Below are 19,212 nucleotides of genomic sequence, written 5' to 3'. Positions count from 1 at the left end.
TCATATAGCTATTATTTAATCCATTAAAAACAAAAACAAATATGAGAAAAATCTATTTTTTAACCATTTTAGCAACTACTTTATTTGCTTGCTCATCTGATGATTCTAATAACTCTTCACCAGAACAAGCTTTCGAAAATCTAAACGATGTTACGACTACAAGCCTTGAAACAACCATTCCTCGATTAGAAATTTCGCAATCAAATAATAAGCTAGTTGCTTTATTATCTGTTACCGATCAGGATGGAATTCCTTTAGAACAATTTACGCTTGGGAATTATGAAATTAAAATAACCGCAAATGATGGTGACCCAGTAGCAATCGACCAAAATCAAACCACACTCTCAGAATTAAACAATACCAATACGAACCCCTTGGCCATGGCTACCACTATGGATTACTCTGGAAGTATGAGCAATATTAATATTCAGGATATGGAAGCTGCGCTGAAAAACTTTATTAGCCTTAAAGACGATGCCGACTTAATGTCTGTAATCAAATTTGCAAGTTCTATAAAAGAAGTACAGGGCTTTACCTCGGACACATCATTACTTGAAACAGCAATAAGTACTAATGCAAACATTGGTTCACTTACAGCATTTTACAGCGCCTGCGATTTAGGACTTGAAGAGGTAAACAAACTTAGTGATGTTTTGCCTGTAGTAATAGGCTTTACAGATGGTTTCGATAATAGATCAACCATTTCGCTAAATAATTTAATACTTAAATCTAAATCTTTAAGCATTCCTATTTATACAGTAGGTTTTGGAAACACAGATCAATTTGGTTTAGAGTTTTTAGCAAATGAAACTGGTGGGCGATTTTTTTATGCTCCAACGAGTGAAGACATTTCAAACCTTTATGAAATAATTAATCAACAATTACGAAAGCTATATATTCTGGAATGGGCAATTAACTATCCTTCTGGAACTGTATTAACAATAGAAATTACTACCAACTATACGGCTGCCAATGGTTCATTTACTGACGTATCGACAAAAACAATCACTATTCAATAATTTATAAAATCATTCTGATTTACTTAAAAAATAAAAGATGAAAAAAATCTATTTCTTTACCGTTCTATTTACCTTATTAATAAATTCAAACCTTAGCGCACAAGGTATGACCGAAGCTGGTTCTTTGGGTGTTGGCGCTCAATTTAACAGTCTTTTTTATGGTCTAAGCGCCAAATATAATTTTACTGAAATTCACTCTGGAGAAATTGTAGTCGGAGGAGGTAACTACGGATTTGGTGGTGACTTCAGCTCCTTTACCGTAACTGGTAGATATCTATACAATTTCGATATAGGGAATGAAAACCTTAGACCTTATGTATTTGGTCAGGTAGGCTTTTGGACCTTAAAATTTGATGGATTTAACATTCTTGGTGTCTCTACACCAGAAGTAAAAGAAACTTCAATATCCTATGGTTTTGGTGGTGGTGCAGAATATGCTTTTAGTGGTTTGGAACAATTAGGCTTTAACATAGAGATTGGCTATGGCGGCGGTTCTTTTGGTAATGGTCTTGGATACTCAGGAATGATTTTCGGAGCAGGGTTTCATTATTATTTTAACCTCTAAAGCTGATGTTTTAATTAGTTAGTTGACAAATAAGGCTGTTTATTAGGCCATAGCCCTTAAGCAGCCTTTATCGATTTAGATAAATATGTAATAATGATGATGAAGTCTATAAACACCTTACCTTTTTTATTGTTTAGCTTCCAGCTAATAGCGCAATCCAACTTAAGTATACAGGTAGATCAAATTCAAGATTTATTAAACACCGTAGAAACAGGAAAATTGACTTTTAGGCAACATCTTAAATTATCGTCTGATGGTTTGTTAACTTATACTTTGCAACAAGAAGATTTAAAAGGAAAAAACAATGAGACTATTTATCATTTCAGTTTTTCTGATATTGATATAAATACAGTACGGTCAATTACCCATAAAGATCTTATCAAAGTGCAACTTTTAGTTGCCAGCAAACAAAAACTTATTCAGGTTATTTCTAATGGAGGTGACCAAATCACATATACTAACGAGCTTTCATTTTATGCCAAAAATTCAAATAACGGAAACGATCTCGAAAATGCCATAAAAACACTTATCCCACATGCTATTACTTTAGAAGAAAAGCGTTTATCTCTAACCTCTTATGAAGATCATTTAAAATGGTTATTAGAAAATATAACAGATATAGAACTACCTAATAAACAGGTAGTACAAAAGCTGGAGACAGATTCAAAATATAAAGGACACTTGACATTTAATCAGTCCATTAATATAAAAAACAAAAGTACCTCCAAATTGTACAAGTTTAACCTGGCAACATTAAACCCTAATGCTATAGAATTTAAAATATCCGGAAACGAACTTGGCATTTCTATAGCAATAAGAAGAGGAATAAAAGGTATTAAACATATTGAAAATGGTGTACAGAAAAACTATACAAATACATTAAAATTATATGCAAGATCCATCACTAACGGAAAAGATCTACTTAAAGTTTTAAAAGCCATTATTCCATTGGCAGAAAAAGCATTTAATAAGCACAAACCTAAAATAACATCTGCACCAGAAATTATATCCTTTTTAAATAAAAATGTTTCAGTAATAAATACTGGTGAAGAAACTTTAACTCAAAGCTTAAGTTTAAATAAAAATGTCACTACATATCAATTAGTAGAAACAGACCCAGACAAAAGTACAGAATACGAATATCGATTCAATTTTGCAGATATTAATGCCAATAATATAGACTATGGTACGGATAAAGATCGATTATTTGTGATTTTACCAGCTAAAAAATTAGTCAAGTTTATAAAGTACTATAGAGATAATGAAATACAGAACTATATTAACAGTACCAAATTATACTTCAATACTATAGAAGATGCCATAATAGCTAAAAAGCTCCTCCAAGATTTAGCAAAATTATTTGAAGACAACTTAAGTGCTCAAACCCATAAATCTGATTCTGTAAATGCGTCGGTACTAGAAATAAAAAAACATTTAAGCAAAGTATCTATTGGAGAAGATTCTTATGATGTTTTTTTGGAATTAAAAGATTCTAAAACAAATACACTTAAGCTAACAACTGTTTTTTCCAACCTTAAGAAAAGTAAAGAAACGGTTTTAGAGTTTAGTCTAAAAGATATTAACGATAAAAATATTGAGATTGTTGTATCTGGAAAAAGAGTATGGGTCGAACTCCATACCAAATATTTGGAAAAAGTTATAAAGGTATATGTAAATGGACAAATAAAACCTTATGCATATAAGGTTGTAATGGAAGTTAAGGATATCGAGAGTGCCAGAACTATAACAGCCATATTTAAAAATATTAAATAATAATTTAAAATATCTATTAATTAATCTTTAAAAAAATGAAAACAAAACAATTACTCTTAAGCGTAGGTATACTATTCTCTTTTTTATGTCATGCGCAAACAACAATTACAGTCGATAATTCTGTTGGCAGCAATGCTCAATATAGTGATTTACAAAGTGCCATTTCTGCAGCCAGTAATGGGGATATTATTTATGTACATGCTTCTGAAATTAATTATGGGAATATTACCATTGATAAAGAAATCAAGCTTATTGGTTTTGGACATAGTAATGTTAACAAACAAACTATGGTTACCGATTTAATTTTAAACGCCAATTCATCAAACACTGTTATTTCGGGATTTCATGTAACTGACGATATTTATACAAATAGCAATAGTTTGATATCTAACTTAACTATTGAAAATAACATCATTGATAGTGCTTTACTTTTTGATAGCTCTGGAGGTGCAGATAATGTTATTATTAGAGGCAACATCATTTATCAAATCGGGTTTGGTAGTAATTCATCAAGTCGCGACAATTATACCAATACTATTATTTCAAACAATATCATAACATATTATATAGGGCTAAAAAACCATCAATCTATAACTATTAAAAATAATATTTTCTTAAGCCCAAATAATAGCTATCCTGTTTATAATGCTGGAAATGCCACTGGAAGTATTACCGTACAAAACAACATTTTTTATTATAACTCTAGTAGTATCTTAAATCCAGATGCCGATGGTGTCATATTTGAAAATTGTTTAACCTATAATATTGGGTCTGGTAGTTTAATAGCCTTAAACGGCTCCAATAACCTGAATAATCAAAATCCAAATTTTGTAAGCGCAGACGATACCGATTTTAATGTTACCGACGATTATCATCTTCAAGGAGGTTCTCCCGCTATTGACGCTGGCGTTGGAGGCATAGATATCGGTATTTATGATGGAGGTGCTTTTACATTCAATAATCTTGGCTTAACCAATGGCATACCAACTGTAAAAATTACTAATATCACTGACAGAATTGCTCCTGGAGCTAACCTTAGTGTTACAATAAACACAAACGCTAACTAGTATGAAAGGGCCTTTATTATTAGTTTTTACTTTGATTAGTTTAATAATCAATTCTCAAAGTATAACTTCAGCTGAGTACTTTTACAATACAGATCCCGGGGTGGGGAATGGCATTTCGCTAACTGTAAATAGTAATACAGGTGCCCTCAGTCAAACATTTTCTATACCAACAACCAGTTTGTCTGAGGGCTTTAACAGCTTTTATATTAGAACTTTTAACAGTAGTAATAACTGGAGCTTGTACGATAGACAAAACTTCTATCTAAAAAGTTTTGACACGTTCACCATTACCGCTGCAGAATATTTTTTTAATACAGATCCAGGGGTTGGCAAAGGAACCTCCATAGCCGTAAATAGTAATTCCGGACAATTAACTCAAGTTTTCTCAATTCCTACCGCAAGTTTATCAGAAGGTTTCCACAGTTTCTATTTGAGAACTCAAGATAACGATGGTAATTGGAGTTTATATGACAGGCAAATTATTTACATAAAGGATTTCGATTTATCACCAGATGAAGTTTCGTCTGCCGAATATTTTATAGATAATGACCCCGGAGTTGGAAATGGCACTTCTATTGTATTCGGAGATGCATCACAGTCCACTCAAGTTTTAAATATTGATTCCACAGGTTTAGCCGATGGGGATCATTTATTTTATGTTCGTGTCCAGGATACTAATGGTGATTGGTCTATTTATGATATGTCCCTCTTTACTATTGACAACAGTTTAGGTATTGAAGATAGTTTATTTAAATTAGTAAAGATTTATCCTAATCCTTTTGAAAATGAAATATCAATTAAATTACCGCAAGGCGGTCAAATTATAAAAACACAAATTTATAACAAGTTAGGACAAACTATTTATAGGAATACAGAAAACAAGTCAGCTTTAGAATTATCAAACTTAAAAAATGGTATTTATATTCTAAATTTAGAAACCAATTTAGGTAAAGCATCATTTAAAATTATAAAGAAGTAAATTGTTATACCAACTATGATCCGCTATAATTGGGGGCATAAAATGCGAGCTGAAAAGTTCGCATTTTTTATTGTGCATTCCGCATAAACGCTTCACATTTTTCAACCATATTTTTGCTTCCGCAAATAAATGGCACACGTTGATGTAATTCTGTGGGTTCAACATCCATAGTTCGTACAAACCCGTCACTAGCCTTTCCATTAGCTTGTTCTGCTAAAAAGGCCATAGGATTACATTCATATAACAAACGTAATTTTCCTTTTGGATTTTTTGAGCTTTGCGGATATAAATAAACCCCTCCTTTAATCATATTTCTATGAAAATCAGAAACCAATGACCCAATATATCTGGAAGTATACGGTCTATCGGCCTCTTCTAACTGACAATACTTAATATAATCTTTAATACCTTGCGGGAAATGAATATAGTTCCCTTCATTTACGGAATAAATGGTTCCATCTTCAGGAAATTGCATATCTGGATGCGATAAATAAAAGGAGCCTATGGCAGGGTTTAGTGTAAATCCGTTAACACCATCACCAGTTGTATAAACCAACATAGTAGATGTGCCATATACCACATAACCGGCGGCTACTTGCTCACTGCCTTTTTGTAAAAAATCTTTAAGCGTCACTGGGGTGCCAACCGGTGTAACACGCCTGTAAATTGAAAAAATAGTTCCCACAGACACATTCACATCAATATTTGAAGAACCATCTAGAGGATCTATTAATACGATGTATTTATTTTGGTGATTTTCATCCTGGCTATTAATTGAGATAAAATCGTCTTCTTCCTCACTCGCAATACCACAAACAATATTTCTATTGGTTAGTGTTTGTATGAATTTATCGTTAGCATAAACATCCAGTTTTTGTTGATCTTCTCCTTGAATATTCAGATCTCCTGCTGCCCCAATAATATCTACTAACCCTGCTTTATTAACTTCATGATTTACCACTTTTGCTGCTAACCTAATGGAATTGATAAGACTAGATAATTCACCCGAAGAATATTTAAAAGATGATTGATTTTCAATAATAAATTCTCCTAGAGTTTGTTTTTTATGAGCCATAAAAGCGTTCGTTTGGTTTGTGCAAATATCCACTATTTTTTAATCAACTACAACGTTTTCGTAAAAGATTAATAGCTCTAAATAATCAACTTTAAACTATATTTGAAACAATTATAATTATCCTATGAATTACTCTATAAGAAAAGCTACTAAAAGCGACATGCCTCAAGTACTCCATTTAATAAAAGAACTAGCCAGTTTTGAAAAAGAAGCCAATGCTGTAGAAGTTACTGTTGAAGATTTGCAGGCAGATGGGTTTGGTCATGAACCTAAATTTCAATGTTTTGTAGCTGAAGCAAATAATACAATCGAAGGTATTGCTCTGGTTTACAATCGATACTCTACATGGAAAGGAAAAACATTACACTTAGAAGATTTAATAGTAAGTGAGCAGATGAGGGGTTCTGGTTTAGGAACTGCTCTTTTAGATGAAGTTATTAAATACGGACATGATTTAAGGGTAAAACGGATTAATTGGGAAGTACTTGATTGGAACGAACCAGCTATTGCTTTCTATGAAAAAAAGGGAGCACAAGTAAAACGTGATTGGGATGTTGTTCATTTAGATGAACAGGGAATTAAAGATTATATATCAAAATTATAAAATGCGGGTATTCAAATTTGGTGGCGCATCGGTAAAAGATGCTGCTGGTGTAAAAAACATAGCTATTGTATTGCAAAAAGTGGGTTACGCTAACACACTAATTATTGTTTCTGCTATGGGAAAAACAACCAATGCTTTGGAAATCGTTATCAAAAACTATTTTGAAAACAAATCCCAATTACAAAGCGCATTCCAGGAAGTTAAAAAATATCACAATGTCATTCTATTAGATTTATTTGAAAATGAAAGCCATCCAGCTTTTAAAAAAGTATCTATTCTTTTTGATGAATTAAATAACTTTTTCACAACAAATAAATCACCAGATTACAACTTTGTTTATGACCAGGTCATAGGTTTTGGCGAATTAGTTTCAACAACCATAATAAGTGAATACTTAAACGCTATCAGCGTAAAAAATAACTGGATTGATGTTAGAACCCAAATTAAAACAGATAGTTATTATAGACGTGCCAATGTAAATTGGGAAGAAACACAAAGTTTAATAACTTCAAAACTCGATAAAACTGTTTTAAATATTACACAAGGGTTTTTAGGTAGCGATTCTAACAACTTTACAACCACACTTGGTAGAGAAGGAAGTGATTATACAGCAGCTATTTATGGCTATTGTTTAAATGTCGAAAACGTTACTATTTGGAAAGATGTTCCTGGCGTTTTAAATGCAGACCCTCGCTATTTTGAAAACGCCCAACTGCTAAATAAAATATCATACAGAGAAGCTATAGAATTGGCTTTCTACGGGGCATCAGTAATTCATCCAAAAACAATACAACCACTGCAAGGTAAAGAAATTCCATTATACGTAAAATCATTCTTAAATCCCGAAGCATCCGGAACAAGAATTGGTAAAAATGTTACTTTAGATCCTATGATTCCTTGCTTCATTGTAAAGAAAAATCAAGTTTTAGTTTCTTTATCATCTTTAGATTTCTCATATATAGTTGAAGAAAATATTAGTGATATTTTCAATTTACTACACCAATACAAAATGAAAGTAGATGTGATTCAAAATTCTGCTATCAGTTTTTCGGTTTGTGTAGATAATATTTTTAATAATCTTGATAAATTATTATATCATTTAAAAGCAAAATTTAAAGTAACTTGTAACGAAAATGTATCACTTTACACGATTCGTCATTATAATAAAAACGCCCTTAATCAGATTGAGGCCGATAAAACCGTGTTATTAAAACAATTAACTCAAGAAACCGTTCAGGTAGTAACTAAATAAACAATTTAGTACATTTACACTCATGACCAAACAACAAAACACTGGGCTGGTAACCGCCAAAGAAGTCGCTAAAGCTATACAATTAGGCAAATATGGGTTTATAGGTACTTTTATTGGTTGGATTTTAATGAAAGTTCTTAAAATATCTACTTTAAATAAAATATACAAGCGTAACAAACACCTTAACGACTTGCCTTTTCTAGATGGTATTTTAGATGACTTTCAAATTAAATTCGAAATCCCTGAAGAGGATTTAAAGCGCTTACCAAAAAATGGTGCTTATATTACTATTTCTAATCATCCCTTAGGTGGTATTGATGGTATACTGCTTTTAAAGCTTATGCTCGAACAGCGAAAAGATTTTAAAATAATAGCCAATTTTTTATTACATAGAATAGCCCCTTTAAAACCCTACATCATGCCTGTTAATCCTTTTGAAGATAGGAAAGATGTAAAATCCAGCATTTCTGGGTTTAAAAATTCTATTTTACATTTAAGAAGTGGACACCCGCTAGGTATTTTTCCTGCAGGTGAAGTATCAACGTATAGAGACGGTAAATTAGTAGTAGACAAACCCTGGGAAGAAGCCGCCATGAAACTTGTTAAAAAAGCTGAAGTCCCTGTAGTTCCTATTTATTTTCATGCTAAAAACAGCAAATTGTTTTATAAACTTTCTAAAATTAGTGACACTTTTAGAACAGCTAAATTACCTTCAGAGCTATTAACTCAAAAACGACGTGTCATAAAAGTTAGAATAGGAAAACCAATCTCTGTTGCCAATCAAAAAGAACACATAGCTCTCGATGATTTTTCTGATTTTTTAAGACGAAAAACCTATATGTTATCCAATGCCTTTGAGGATAAATCGAAGATTTTAGATAATATCTCATCAACATTAAAGACCCCTAAAGCACCTAAACGTATTGTAACACCTGTTGACAATATGTTAATGACAAAAGAGGTTGAAGTTCTTATTAAAAATAATTCCAGACTATTACAAAGTAAAAACTATGAAGTGTTTTTAGCGGAACCAAAAAGCATTCCTAACATTTTACGCGAAATTGGACGCTTACGTGAAATTACTTTTAGAGAAGTTGGTGAAGGAACAAATGAAGCCATAGATTTAGATACATTTGACACCTACTATCACCATATGTTTCTTTGGGATAATGAAAAAAAATTAATAGCCGGTGCCTACCGAATGGGCTTAGGTTCTAAAATTTTTGAACGTTATGGTATCGATGGGTTTTATTTACAGGACCTCTTTAGGTTTGAACCTGAGTTACACAAAATGATGAGTCAGTCTATTGAAATGGGACGCGCTTTTATTATTAAGGAATACCAACAAAAACCCATGCCATTATTTTTACTCTGGAAAGGCATTGTGCATACCACACTGCGTTTTCCTGAGCATAAATTTTTAATTGGGGGAGTTAGTATTAGTAATCAGTTTTCTAATTTCTCAAAATCATTGATGATAGAATTTATGAAATCTCATTATTACGATCCGTATATAGCGCAATATGTACATCCTAAAAAAGAGTTTAAAGTCATCCTTAAAGACGCCGATAAAGACTTTGTTTTTGATGCTACTGAAGCTGATTTAAATAAATTCGACAAGATTATAGACGAGGTAGAACCTGGGGCTTTACGTTTACCTGTACTACTAAAAAAGTACATAAAACAAAATGCTCGATTGGTCGCATTTAATGTGGACCCATTATTCAACAATGCTGTTGATGGTTTAATGTATATTAAAATTGCCGACTTACCAGACAGTACCGTACGCCCTGTTATGGAAGAGTTTCAAGCAGAGTTAGAAAGCAAGCTGGAGAATAACGGGGAAGCTTAAACTAAGTTATACTGTCCCACAAACGCTTTAAAATAAGTTTTTATTTCTTCTCGTGCTTTTAGAAATGCCATATGTTTTTCTTCATTAGTTCCCACTACTTTAGATGGGTCGAAAAAATTATGGTGTAAGCGCAAGGCATTTTTACTTGGAATGTACGGACAGTTTTCGTTAGCATGGTCACAAACAGTGATGATGTAATCAAAATTCACATCAGCGTACTCATCTACATGGTTTGAGGTATGATGATCGATATTTAATCCATCTTCTTTCATAATAGCCAATGCTCCCGGGTTTAAACCATGGGTTTCAATCCCGGCACTATATAAGTTTACTGTTCTATTATCTAAAAAATGGTTTAAATACCCATGAGCCATTTGGCTTCTACATGAATTACCTGTACACAATACTAAAATGTTCTTCATAATATTTCCTGCGAAGGCAGGAATCTTTTTTAATTAAACTTCAATTTCGATAAACAGATTCTTACGTTTCGCAAAAAAAGCGAAACTCAGAATGACCTTCCAATTTAACAGTCAATAACTCTAATCATTTATTTAAATATACTTTCTTGATGCATTCAATAATATATAGAGAACTACTATTCCTAGACTTTTTTATTAGTTACAATGCTTCAAACTAACCAAGACAAAGTCTTGATTCTTAATTCTAACAGCGAAGCTGTTTTGGATCTTTGACACCGTATTACCTCATGCATTAGTTAAAAATGTTAACTCAGATTCCACCTAACATAAATCTATCTTATTACTTCGTCTCTCCAGAAAATGATTGTCGTACCATTTTCCATATAATTTCCCAATCTTTTCGCGAATACCAACCACTCTAAATCCACATTTTAGATGTAAATTAATACTTGCTATGTTTTCTGAAAAAATACTTGCTTGCAAGGTCCAAAACCCATGAGTTTCACTTTCATCAATCAATTGTTTCAACAGTGTTTCTCCAATATGTTTTCCTTTAAATGCATTTGAAACATATACACTAATCTCTGCAACTCCTTTATAAACCTGTCGCTTTGAGGCTGGTGATAAAACTGCAAATCCCACAACTTTTCCTTTTATTAAAGCTACGAATCTACAAACCGAAACATATTTGGTATCCCATTGTTGCCAACTGGGAACTTCTGTTTCAAAAGTAGCTATTCCAGTAGAGATACCTTCTTTATAGATTCTTGAAACGGAACGCCAATCGCTTTTTGTTAATCTTCTAACAACAATTTCCATCAGGAGAACAACATGCTTCAGCATTTGTTGATACTGCTTCTAAAGGTTCGGGTACTCCACAAAGCTCTTTAGCTTTGCAATCCGTTTTTTCGATGGCTAATTTAACTATTAAATGATTCTCCCTTATTTCAAAATCGTTAACAAATAGTTGTGCTGTGTGAAATCTTGCATTGCTATATTCAAACTTTACCTCAGCATCAAAATCATAAGGTTTCATTTTTCCAACCTTGTTTAAAATAGCTAAAGCCTTATAAACAGACATATATTCTGTTTTACCTAATTCATTTGGACTTTCCCAAAGTTGAATTATTGTTTCATTCCAAGCATCTACTTGAGCTCCACAATCAACAGAATCAACTGTTACATGTTTTACTTCTGTAATATGGTAATTAGCTCCAACCAATAAATTAGGTGCATATTCAAATAATAATGATTTGTCTTGATTTTGTTCTAGTACTTTAAATAATTCTTGTGTTTTCATAATTAAAGAATTTAACAACAATTTGATTTTGTTGTGTTAAAAAATGAATTCAATTGATCTTGAATGGCAGTCCATCGCTCAACATTAATACAATAGCACATACTTTTACCTTCCACTTCACCATTTAACAGTCCTATGCTTTTAAGCTCCTTTAAATGTTGAGAAATGGTAGCCTGTGCTAACCCTATTTCCTCAACTAAATCGTTACAAATACAAGCGTTTTGATTACTGATGTATTGTAAAATAGCTACTCTGGCAGGATGTCCCAAGACTTTAAAAAACTGAGCCAAGTCGTTTTGCTTTTCGGAAAACATTTGAGTTTTGGTAATTCCCATTATCTTTATTATTTCATCTATATATTGCAATATTACGATAATATGTTTAAATAAAAAAGTTATATTTGAAACTTATTAACCCCAAAATCAACTATTATTATGAATTGGTACCTACAAGTATTAAAACAGTATGCAACGTTTTCTGGAAGATCCAGAAGAAAAGAATATTGGATGTTTTTCTTATTCAATATGATTATTTCATACGGAATTATCTTTATCGCAATCGGATTGGAAATGCCTTCCTTATCTATTGTAAGCACTATTTATTCTTTCGCAGTTTTAATTCCTGCATTAGCTGTAGGCGTGAGAAGAATGCATGATGCTGGTAAAAGCGGGTGGTTTTTACTTATTCCTATTTACAATTTAATTTTAGCTTGCACAGACAGTGAGGCCGGATCTAACAAATGGGGACCAAATCCGAAGTCTGATGCTGAGGAAATAGACCAAATTGGTCAAGAATAATTATCATTTACTTTATAAAAAACAAAAGCCAGAAATTATATTTCTGGCTTTTTTGTATCTTAAAAATAACAATAAATAATTTTTTGAAACGAACTATCCTCAAGGTAGGGCTAGGTATTTAGCTCGTTTCATATCCAATCAAGTTGAGCACAGATTTTGACCTATGGGTCGGGTTAATTCTGTATTTGGATTCCCGTCATTCACGGGAATGACAATTTCAACGGAAACCCAGAAAGCGTCGAGGAATTCTTTTTGATTAAAACCAAGGCTTTTGTCCCACTTGATAAGTGTTATAAAACTCTTCATCAGATTTAGTTAGATATATAATACCTTCTATTAATCCAACAAGGCCTGTTAATCCAGCTCCTAAACCGCAAGTAATAAACCCAAGAACAAAAGTAACCACCAGCATAATAATCCCTTCTTTATTATATCCTAAAATAAATTTATGTATTCCTAAAGGACCTAATATAATAGCTAAAACACCTGCTAATACTTTTTTATTATCTCCACTTACACTATCAAATGTTTCTTTAGCGCCCTCGGCAAACTCCGAAGCAGATTCTTTAACATCTTCGAATGTTTCTTTTGCTTTTTCTTTGGCTTCTTCTGCAAATTCCCCTGCTTTGTCTGCAGCTTTTTTTGCACCTTCTTTAGCATCACCCAACATATCGTTTAGATCATCGCTTAAATTCTTTTCGTCAGACATAATATTTAATTATTTTTGGTTATTATATAAAGGTAATAAAAAATTAAATTCATTTGCAAAAACGCCTTATTAACAGCGTGTTAATCCCTTATTTTTTATCGAAAATCTTTTTTATAAACCCTTTTGTTTTTTTTGATACTACAGATAGTGTTTGTTTGGTTTCATCTGCAAATTCCTCTAATTTCTCGCTTGTTTCGTCTACAAACACAATCGTTTTTTCGGTAACTTTATCTAAGGTTTCTCCCGCTTCTTCAGCAAATTCTTTTGTTTTAACCTTGGCTTCTGCATACTTTTCTTTGGCTTCAACTGAGAATTTAGCACCTTTATCTTTAGCTATTTCTGTAAAATCTTCTAATTTTTCGTTCGCTTCCTCCAAAAACTCATTAGCTTTTTCTTTTGTTTTATAATAAATTTCTTTGGCTTCAGCTTTTAGTTTTTCTGCTTTATCATGTGCATGGTTTTTACCATGATACGAATCGCCTTTTATAATCTCAGCTTCATAAACTTTATCTTTTGGTTGATTCTTTTTAGATTCTTCAGACATAACTATTTCCTTTTAATGTACGCTATCTATATGTCTATCAATCCACAATAATGTTACAGGAAAGGTTATCTAAATAGCATAACAAGCCCTCCAAGAGCTGTAATAATTAAGATAAAACGTCTATAATTTATATTCGAAATCAATTTTACAATGGCTACTCCAACAAAAAAACCAATGATTATAGATGGGATTAAAACAGTATTTAAAACAAGCGTTTCTTTGGTAACCGTTTTCCAAACAAAAAAATGAAAGGGTAGTTTAAATACATTAATAATAAAAAATAACCATGCGGCAGTTCCTATAAACTCATTTTTAGGTAAACGCATCGCCAAAAAATAAATATTAGAAATTGGTCCTGCTAAATTACCAACCATAGTTGTAAATCCTGCTAAAAACCCAGCACCACTAGAAAAAAACTTGTTTTTTGGTATGTCTTTAGACGTTCTGTTTTCTGTATAAAACATAATGAGGACGGAAGCAATTATAATAACAGCCATGATTCTTTTAAATAGTACTTCAGAAATATCATTACCAACCCAAACACCTACTAAAACACCTATAATCATCCACGGCATTAATTTCTTTATATACGCCCATTGCGCATGTCTGTTATAATATATTACTGCAAAAATATCGGCTACGATTAGCATGGGAAGCAAAACACCTGTTGAGGCCTTCTCTCCAAAAACAAAGGCTAGTATGACCACTATTAAAATCCCTATCCCTTTAATTCCTGCCTTGGATAATCCCAATAAAAAAACCGCAAAACAAATGGCCGTCCATTGCAATGCAGTTAAATTGTATGATTCTAGTATTTCTAAATAAGTCAATTATTTATACTCAAATTGGTATTTGAGCTAAATTACAAAAAGGCTTTATCTATTGGTTCCCAAAGTTCAATTTTGTTTCCTTCATTATCTAAAATCCAACCAAATTTTCCGTATTCATACGTTTCTACTTCTCCAACAATAGTAACGCCTTCTTCTTTTAAAACTTTAAGCAATTCAAGTAAATTTTCTACACGATAATTAAACATGAAGTCTTTTTTAGACGGTTCGTAATATTTGGTATCTTCCGAAAACGGACTCCATTGTGTAGAGCAATCACTACCTTCTTTGTCTTTCCACCAAAAGGTACACCCGTAATCATCGGTATTAAACCCTAAATGTTTTTTGTACCAATCTTTCGATGCTTTTGGGTTTTTCGTTTTAAAAAATAATCCACCTATTCCTGTTACGCGTTTTTTCATCACTTACCTTTTATTACTTTCTATTTTTTACAGCTTTTTCATAAATATCGATCCACTCATCTGCACTAACCTTTGAGGCAAGCTCTCCTATTAATTCAAAAGGAATATCATGCATTCTTTTAAAGCGAATACAACTTTTCCCCATATCTAACTTATACTTACACTGCTTAGTGTATTCTGAAGTAAACCAATCCATAACTTCTTTTTTAGCATAAAGCACCATACTATATACAGCTACAAAATTCTTTTGAGAAGCCAAATTCATAAACGGCAAAGGTAATTTCGGGTCACAATGATAGCCATCCGGATAGACAGCATGCGGTATAACATAACCTAACATGCCGTAATTCATCTGTTCTTCGATACCTTCTGGTAGATTATCTAAAATTTGCTGCCTTAATTTATGAATTGGCTCCTTTCTGTCTTCTGGTAATTCATCTAAATACTGTTGTGGTGAGGTAGCTTTTGATTGCATAATATTAGTTTTTACGCTGTAAAATTAAGGATGATAATAAAGATACAATTATTCCAATGGCGAATACTATTGTGAACATAATTAATCCGGCAAATACTGGGCTTTCAAATAATTTCATTTGTTCTTCCAATGTTGCTTTCTCTAATTCAAATTCAGTTGCCGACAAGGTATTCTTCATACCTTCTAAAGCATATACTTTATATTCAACAACAAAATCCGGATTTATCATGGTAACATAAACAACATCCAAAAGTCCTATCACAATACCTGAAATTGCTGAAATTGCCAAACCAATAAATAAGGCTTTTTTAAATGATATCACTCCATTATTTATTTGGTCCCTAAAATGTTTTATTCCAAAGAACACAAAAGATAGTGATGCAAAAATAGATGCATAACCAAGAATTTCTAAAGTTCCAAAATCAACATTCCAATCCAAAAAGTGTCCTCCAATAAAGATGAGTCCTCCAACTAAGGCTGCGTAACCACCAAACTTTTTAATTGTGCCTTGCATAATTTCTATATTATACCATTTGTTATTCGAATTTAACGGAAAATAAAATTAAGATTTTTTTGCTTTAGTTTCAGAAGAAAAATCAAGCATAGCAGAGCTACGGTTTATTTTTATTCTGAAACTAAGGTTAAAAAAGAACATTTTATTACGGTAAATTCAAAGGATAAATGGTATTGTATTAAACGTGTTGATCGATAAGAATGGCATTGCCATCGGGGTCTTTTAAAACGATGCTTGCCGGACCGACAGAACTCTCGTCTGCTTCGTTTTCAAGTTTGACTTCTTTATTTTTTAAATGCTTTTGAATATCCCGAACATCTGTAAAAGCATCTAATTTATTTGCGTTTTCATCCCAACCAGGATTGAAGGTTAAAATATTATTCTCAAACATCCCTTGAAAAAGTCCTATTAAGGCGTTTCCATTTTTCATAATGAGATAATTTCTTTCTATATCGCCTGCGAAAACCTTAAAACCTAGATTTTCATAAAATACTTTCGAAACGTTAATGTTTTTAACGCTTAAACTTATCGAAAATGCTCCTAATGTCATATTGCTTATTTTTTAATGAGTTATGAACTCATTTAAAATCTTTATAATCGTCTGCAAAATGCTCTTTTACTTCAACATTTCACCTTTTTACTACTACGTAACGATGCTATGTAGTGCAAAAAAGCTTTCATCTTGAAGTAAAATTTCTATTTTTCGCCTCAATCAAAAAACACTAAATGAGTTCAGGGATAAAACTACTTTTAATAGCTAAAACCGACTTCATACTAAAGTACCAAATACCTTCTACTTTTGTTTTAAAGCTATAAAATATTATGGTCTTTTGCAATTTGAACAGCCTGTGTTCGTCTTTTTGCATTAAGTTTTACTAATAAATTAGAAACGTGGGTTTTTATCGTGCTTTCCGATAAGAATAATTTTTCAGCAATTTCTTTATTAGATAGACCTTCTGAAATAGCTTGAAGTACTTCATATTCACGAGAAGTGATCTCTAGTCCTTTAATTTTTTGGCGATCGATTTCCTTGGAAATGTTGCGTGGTTTATGAAGACTCTTTTTATTAATATAAATACCAACAATAAAAAACACGATGGCAATAGCAGTAATAATAAACTCCATAGAGGTTCCTCCAACAAGCAACGAGTATTTGCTAATTCTAAAAAGGGTATAGAGTGCAACAATTAAAAGTGTAAAAACTAAAATAGTTTTTTTCATATGCTAAATTTAGTAAGTTAAACTAATACTAGAGCAATGATTTTTTGATAGTTATTAATTTAGGTTGGGTGTCAGGTTGCATACTTCGACTCCACTCAGTATAAACTAAAGTCGAAATCTATTTAAGCTTATAGATTTTAAAGACCTTTCGACTGCGCTCAAGGTGACGTATAAGTTATCCATTGATACAAGTAACTTAATTATGAGTATTTTTTAAATCTAACTCGTTAAATTTAGCAAAATTTTACTTTTATTTTATCTACTATGGTTTGGGCCAATTTCTCTTTGCTTTCAATAGTCCAGCCTGCAACGTGAGGTGATAAAATAACATTTTGTGAATCAATTAAATATTGAAAAGCTTCCGGCATCTCTATAGCGCCAGATGTGGCATCCTTTTTAAATAAGTTTTCGAACGATGCCTTTTCGTATTCCAAAACATCGAGCCCAGCGCCTAATACTTTCTTGGATTTTAGAGATGAAACCAGATCTTTTGTCACCACACTTTTACCTCGTGCCGTATTTATAAACCAAAATGGTTTTTTAAATTGATTGATAAATGTTTCATCAATCATATTTAAAGTTAAAGGGGTTTGCGGCGTGTGTAAGCTTACTATGTCTACTTTTTCTTGAAACTCTGTTAATGACACTTGTTTTGCATTAATGTCTCCTACATGCTCTTTAATATCGTAACAAAGCACCTCAACATCAAAACCACACAGCTTTTTGGAAAAAGCTTTTCCCATGTTTCCATATCCAATAATTCCAACGGTTCTTCCATCGAGTTCTACCCCTCGGTTATCTTCACGTAACCATTTGCCTTGCCTAACTTCTAAGTCCGCTTTATTGAGTTTATTAAATAATGATAAGAGCATGCCTAATGCATGTTCTCCAACAGCATTTCTATTTCCTTCAGGTGCTGCGATTAAAGTGATTCCTTTTTTTTCGGCATAGTCGCAATCTATGTTTTCTAATCCTGCTCCTACACGACCTATAAACTTAAGATTTGTTGCAGCATCTAAAAATTGTTTGTCGATAGTAAAACGACTTCGCAACACAATGCCATCATAACCCTTAATTTTAGCTTCAATAGCTTCCTTTGATGATGTGTAATCTTCGTGATTGGTAAAGCCTAGATCATTAAGTTGGTTGATTAATAATTCGTGATTGGTATCTAAGTGAAGTACTTTCATTTAATAGCTTATAAAAAGTAAATGTTTAATTGATTTATTATTCAAAAAAACCATGAGATGCTGAAATCGAAGATTCATGAATACCTAAATATAAATTTAAAAATGATATGAACTAAACAAGTTCAGCATGACAAAAGTCAAATTTTCGGGTAATGGGTTTGTGTTTTTTCGTGCTTTACATTTCCCGTATGTGCTGTAGATAGCTTTTCGAAAAGTAATACATGTACTTCTTCTCCATTTTTTGTCTGTGGATTATGTTCAACACCTTTTGGTACGACTATAATTTCGCCTTCGTTAACTATTTCTGTTCTGTCACGAAATTGCATATACAAAGTGCCTTTCACCACTTGAAATAACTCATCTTCATCCTCATGACTATGCCATACAAATTCACCTTTTATTTTTGCTAAAATAACTTGCATATTGTCTACCACAGCAATTTGATGCGGATGCCAGTTTTTATTAAATTTTGAAAACTTGTTTTTGATATTTATTGCTTGCATATTGTAAAATTACGAAGTTTTACGTTAGGGATTGATCAATATGTTTGAGTTCTTGGCATAGGAAAAGCGAGTAGAGAAAGCCCGTCCCTTGCGGTAAAACCC

General features: G+C 32.3%; 24 protein-coding genes. 9 read left to right on the top strand and 15 right to left on the bottom strand.

Going from position 1 to position 19,212, the window contains the following annotated elements:
• Positions 1-41: 41 nt before the first annotated feature.
• The 5 genes from Q4Q47_RS10060 to Q4Q47_RS10040 all read left to right on the top strand — a co-directional run bounded on the left by Q4Q47_RS10060 (position 42) and on the right by Q4Q47_RS10040 (position 5,403).
• Positions 42-1,019, top strand: a complete 978-nt coding sequence (locus tag Q4Q47_RS10060) for a vWA domain-containing protein (RefSeq protein ID WP_303306527.1) — start codon at positions 42-44, stop codon at positions 1,017-1,019.
• 37 nt (positions 1,020-1,056) lie between these two features.
• Positions 1,057-1,584: an outer membrane protein gene (locus tag Q4Q47_RS10055; RefSeq protein WP_303306526.1), complete on the top strand. Its 528-nt coding sequence runs from the start codon at positions 1,057-1,059 to the stop codon at positions 1,582-1,584.
• A 96-nt stretch (positions 1,585-1,680) separates the two neighbouring features.
• The gene (locus tag Q4Q47_RS10050; protein WP_303306525.1) at positions 1,681-3,357 is read left to right on the top strand and encodes a hypothetical protein; all 1,677 of its coding nucleotides are present in this window, start codon (positions 1,681-1,683) and stop codon (positions 3,355-3,357) included.
• A gap of 35 nt (positions 3,358-3,392) precedes the next feature.
• Positions 3,393-4,424: a right-handed parallel beta-helix repeat-containing protein gene (locus Q4Q47_RS10045; RefSeq protein WP_303306524.1), complete on the top strand. Its 1,032-nt coding sequence runs from the start codon at positions 3,393-3,395 to the stop codon at positions 4,422-4,424.
• 1 nt (position 4,425) lies between these two features.
• Positions 4,426-5,403, top strand: coding sequence for a T9SS type A sorting domain-containing protein (locus Q4Q47_RS10040; protein WP_303306523.1), 978 nt, complete (start codon positions 4,426-4,428; stop codon positions 5,401-5,403).
• Positions 5,404-5,470: 67 nt separating this feature from the next.
• On the opposite strand, the gene fbp is transcribed toward Q4Q47_RS10040, so the two are convergent.
• Positions 5,471-6,478 carry a class 1 fructose-bisphosphatase gene (fbp, locus tag Q4Q47_RS10035; RefSeq protein ID WP_303306522.1) on the bottom strand — a complete coding sequence of 336 codons (1,008 nt, stop codon included), beginning with the start codon at positions 6,476-6,478 and terminating at the stop codon, positions 5,471-5,473.
• Between the two features lie 124 nt (positions 6,479-6,602).
• On the opposite strand from fbp, the gene Q4Q47_RS10030 reads away from it, so the two are divergent.
• The 3 genes from Q4Q47_RS10030 to Q4Q47_RS10020 are packed head-to-tail and all read left to right on the top strand — an operon-like array spanning position 6,603 to position 10,186.
• On the top strand, positions 6,603-7,082 hold the full coding sequence (locus tag Q4Q47_RS10030) for a GNAT family N-acetyltransferase (protein WP_303306521.1): 480 nt from the start codon (positions 6,603-6,605) through the stop codon (positions 7,080-7,082).
• A gap of 1 nt (position 7,083) precedes the next feature.
• The gene (locus Q4Q47_RS10025; RefSeq protein ID WP_303306520.1) at positions 7,084-8,334 is read left to right on the top strand and encodes an aspartate kinase; all 1,251 of its coding nucleotides are present in this window, start codon (positions 7,084-7,086) and stop codon (positions 8,332-8,334) included.
• A gap of 22 nt (positions 8,335-8,356) precedes the next feature.
• Positions 8,357-10,186 carry a lysophospholipid acyltransferase family protein gene (locus Q4Q47_RS10020; protein WP_303306519.1) on the top strand — a complete coding sequence of 610 codons (1,830 nt, stop codon included), beginning with the start codon at positions 8,357-8,359 and terminating at the stop codon, positions 10,184-10,186.
• Here the strand turns inward: Q4Q47_RS10020 and Q4Q47_RS10015 are convergent.
• The 4 genes from Q4Q47_RS10015 to Q4Q47_RS10000 form a co-directional block, all read right to left on the bottom strand.
• Positions 10,183-10,608 (bottom strand): arsenate reductase ArsC, encoded by a 426-nt coding sequence (locus Q4Q47_RS10015; protein WP_303306518.1) that lies wholly within the window; start codon positions 10,606-10,608, stop codon positions 10,183-10,185. The two genes, Q4Q47_RS10020 and Q4Q47_RS10015, sit on opposite strands and share 4 nt — an antisense overlap.
• A 321-nt stretch (positions 10,609-10,929) precedes the next feature.
• Entirely contained in the window at positions 10,930-11,427 is a 498-nt protein-coding gene (locus Q4Q47_RS10010; protein ID WP_303306517.1) for a GNAT family N-acetyltransferase, read from the bottom strand.
• Entirely contained in the window at positions 11,411-11,908 is a 498-nt protein-coding gene (locus Q4Q47_RS10005) for a DUF6428 family protein (protein ID WP_303306516.1), read from the bottom strand. Before Q4Q47_RS10005 ends, Q4Q47_RS10010 begins: the two co-directional genes overlap by 17 nt.
• A gap of 11 nt (positions 11,909-11,919) precedes the next feature.
• Positions 11,920-12,243, bottom strand: a complete 324-nt coding sequence (locus Q4Q47_RS10000; RefSeq protein WP_303306515.1) for an ArsR/SmtB family transcription factor — start codon at positions 12,241-12,243, stop codon at positions 11,920-11,922.
• Between the two features lie 99 nt (positions 12,244-12,342).
• Between Q4Q47_RS10000 and Q4Q47_RS09995 the strand changes: the two genes are divergently transcribed.
• A complete protein-coding gene (locus Q4Q47_RS09995; protein WP_303306514.1) occupies positions 12,343-12,705 on the top strand; it encodes a DUF805 domain-containing protein in 363 nt (120 codons plus the stop codon).
• Positions 12,706-12,961: 256 nt separating this feature from the next.
• Here the strand turns inward: Q4Q47_RS09995 and Q4Q47_RS09990 are convergent, their stop codons facing one another.
• The 10 genes from Q4Q47_RS09990 to Q4Q47_RS09945 all read right to left on the bottom strand — a co-directional run bounded on the left by Q4Q47_RS09990 (position 12,962) and on the right by Q4Q47_RS09945 (position 19,110).
• The gene (locus Q4Q47_RS09990; protein WP_303306513.1) at positions 12,962-13,414 is read right to left on the bottom strand and encodes a TM2 domain-containing protein; all 453 of its coding nucleotides are present in this window, start codon (positions 13,412-13,414) and stop codon (positions 12,962-12,964) included.
• A gap of 88 nt (positions 13,415-13,502) precedes the next feature.
• Positions 13,503-13,958: a hypothetical protein gene (locus Q4Q47_RS09985; protein ID WP_303306512.1), complete on the bottom strand. Its 456-nt coding sequence runs from the start codon at positions 13,956-13,958 to the stop codon at positions 13,503-13,505.
• Positions 13,959-14,023: 65 nt separating this feature from the next.
• Positions 14,024-14,788: a sulfite exporter TauE/SafE family protein gene (locus tag Q4Q47_RS09980; protein WP_303306511.1), complete on the bottom strand. Its 765-nt coding sequence runs from the start codon at positions 14,786-14,788 to the stop codon at positions 14,024-14,026.
• Positions 14,789-14,820: 32 nt separating this feature from the next.
• Positions 14,821-15,207: a VOC family protein gene (locus Q4Q47_RS09975; protein ID WP_303306510.1), complete on the bottom strand. Its 387-nt coding sequence runs from the start codon at positions 15,205-15,207 to the stop codon at positions 14,821-14,823.
• A 13-nt stretch (positions 15,208-15,220) separates the two neighbouring features.
• Positions 15,221-15,682 carry a DUF1801 domain-containing protein gene (locus Q4Q47_RS09970; protein WP_303306509.1) on the bottom strand — a complete coding sequence of 154 codons (462 nt, stop codon included), beginning with the start codon at positions 15,680-15,682 and terminating at the stop codon, positions 15,221-15,223.
• A gap of 4 nt (positions 15,683-15,686) precedes the next feature.
• Positions 15,687-16,196 (bottom strand): DUF4199 domain-containing protein, encoded by a 510-nt coding sequence (locus tag Q4Q47_RS09965; protein ID WP_303306508.1) that lies wholly within the window; start codon positions 16,194-16,196, stop codon positions 15,687-15,689.
• Positions 16,197-16,374: 178 nt separating this feature from the next.
• A complete protein-coding gene (locus tag Q4Q47_RS09960; RefSeq protein ID WP_303306507.1) occupies positions 16,375-16,746 on the bottom strand; it encodes a VOC family protein in 372 nt (123 codons plus the stop codon).
• Between the two features lie 260 nt (positions 16,747-17,006).
• Entirely contained in the window at positions 17,007-17,417 is a 411-nt protein-coding gene (locus Q4Q47_RS09955; protein WP_303306506.1) for a response regulator transcription factor, read from the bottom strand.
• 233 nt (positions 17,418-17,650) lie between these two features.
• A complete protein-coding gene (locus Q4Q47_RS09950; RefSeq protein ID WP_303306505.1) occupies positions 17,651-18,607 on the bottom strand; it encodes a 2-hydroxyacid dehydrogenase in 957 nt (318 codons plus the stop codon).
• A gap of 137 nt (positions 18,608-18,744) precedes the next feature.
• Complete coding sequence (locus Q4Q47_RS09945) at positions 18,745-19,110, bottom strand: cupin domain-containing protein (RefSeq protein ID WP_303306504.1); 366 nt, start codon at positions 19,108-19,110, stop codon at positions 18,745-18,747.
• Positions 19,111-19,212 lie beyond the last annotated feature (102 nt).

Source organism: Flavivirga spongiicola (genome assembly GCF_030540825.1).
GTDB classification, from domain to species: domain Bacteria; phylum Bacteroidota; class Bacteroidia; order Flavobacteriales; family Flavobacteriaceae; genus Flavivirga; species Flavivirga spongiicola.
Note: the sequence above shows the minus strand (reverse complement) of the source record. Positions and strands in the feature narration are given on the sequence as shown.

Excerpts from the sequence above, each read along its gene's own strand:
- Q4Q47_RS10060 (WP_303306527.1), top strand. The coding sequence starts at position 42 with ATGAGAAAAATCTATTTTTTAACCATTTTAGCAACTACTTTATTTGCT.
- Q4Q47_RS10055 (WP_303306526.1), top strand. The coding sequence starts at position 1,057 with ATGAAAAAAATCTATTTCTTTACCGTTCTATTTACCTTATTAATAAAT.
- Q4Q47_RS10050 (WP_303306525.1), top strand. The coding sequence starts at position 1,681 with ATGATGAAGTCTATAAACACCTTACCTTTTTTATTGTTTAGCTTCCAG.
- Q4Q47_RS10045 (WP_303306524.1), top strand. The coding sequence starts at position 3,393 with ATGAAAACAAAACAATTACTCTTAAGCGTAGGTATACTATTCTCTTTT.
- Q4Q47_RS10040 (WP_303306523.1), top strand. The coding sequence starts at position 4,426 with ATGAAAGGGCCTTTATTATTAGTTTTTACTTTGATTAGTTTAATAATC.
- fbp (WP_303306522.1), bottom strand. The coding sequence starts at position 6,478 with ATGGCTCATAAAAAACAAACTCTAGGAGAATTTATTATTGAAAATCAA.
- Q4Q47_RS10030 (WP_303306521.1), top strand. The coding sequence starts at position 6,603 with ATGAATTACTCTATAAGAAAAGCTACTAAAAGCGACATGCCTCAAGTA.
- Q4Q47_RS10025 (WP_303306520.1), top strand. The coding sequence starts at position 7,084 with ATGCGGGTATTCAAATTTGGTGGCGCATCGGTAAAAGATGCTGCTGGT.
- Q4Q47_RS10020 (WP_303306519.1), top strand. The coding sequence starts at position 8,357 with ATGACCAAACAACAAAACACTGGGCTGGTAACCGCCAAAGAAGTCGCT.
- Q4Q47_RS10015 (WP_303306518.1), bottom strand. The coding sequence starts at position 10,608 with ATGAAGAACATTTTAGTATTGTGTACAGGTAATTCATGTAGAAGCCAA.
- Q4Q47_RS10010 (WP_303306517.1), bottom strand. The coding sequence starts at position 11,427 with ATGGAAATTGTTGTTAGAAGATTAACAAAAAGCGATTGGCGTTCCGTT.
- Q4Q47_RS10005 (WP_303306516.1), bottom strand. The coding sequence starts at position 11,908 with ATGAAAACACAAGAATTATTTAAAGTACTAGAACAAAATCAAGACAAA.
- Q4Q47_RS10000 (WP_303306515.1), bottom strand. The coding sequence starts at position 12,243 with ATGGGAATTACCAAAACTCAAATGTTTTCCGAAAAGCAAAACGACTTG.
- Q4Q47_RS09995 (WP_303306514.1), top strand. The coding sequence starts at position 12,343 with ATGAATTGGTACCTACAAGTATTAAAACAGTATGCAACGTTTTCTGGA.
- Q4Q47_RS09990 (WP_303306513.1), bottom strand. The coding sequence starts at position 13,414 with ATGTCTGACGAAAAGAATTTAAGCGATGATCTAAACGATATGTTGGGT.
- Q4Q47_RS09985 (WP_303306512.1), bottom strand. The coding sequence starts at position 13,958 with ATGTCTGAAGAATCTAAAAAGAATCAACCAAAAGATAAAGTTTATGAA.
- Q4Q47_RS09975 (WP_303306510.1), bottom strand. The coding sequence starts at position 15,207 with ATGAAAAAACGCGTAACAGGAATAGGTGGATTATTTTTTAAAACGAAA.
- Q4Q47_RS09970 (WP_303306509.1), bottom strand. The coding sequence starts at position 15,682 with ATGCAATCAAAAGCTACCTCACCACAACAGTATTTAGATGAATTACCA.
- Q4Q47_RS09965 (WP_303306508.1), bottom strand. The coding sequence starts at position 16,196 with ATGCAAGGCACAATTAAAAAGTTTGGTGGTTACGCAGCCTTAGTTGGA.
- Q4Q47_RS09960 (WP_303306507.1), bottom strand. The coding sequence starts at position 16,746 with ATGACATTAGGAGCATTTTCGATAAGTTTAAGCGTTAAAAACATTAAC.
- Q4Q47_RS09955 (WP_303306506.1), bottom strand. The coding sequence starts at position 17,417 with ATGAAAAAAACTATTTTAGTTTTTACACTTTTAATTGTTGCACTCTAT.
- Q4Q47_RS09950 (WP_303306505.1), bottom strand. The coding sequence starts at position 18,607 with ATGAAAGTACTTCACTTAGATACCAATCACGAATTATTAATCAACCAA.
- Q4Q47_RS09945 (WP_303306504.1), bottom strand. The coding sequence starts at position 19,110 with ATGCAAGCAATAAATATCAAAAACAAGTTTTCAAAATTTAATAAAAAC.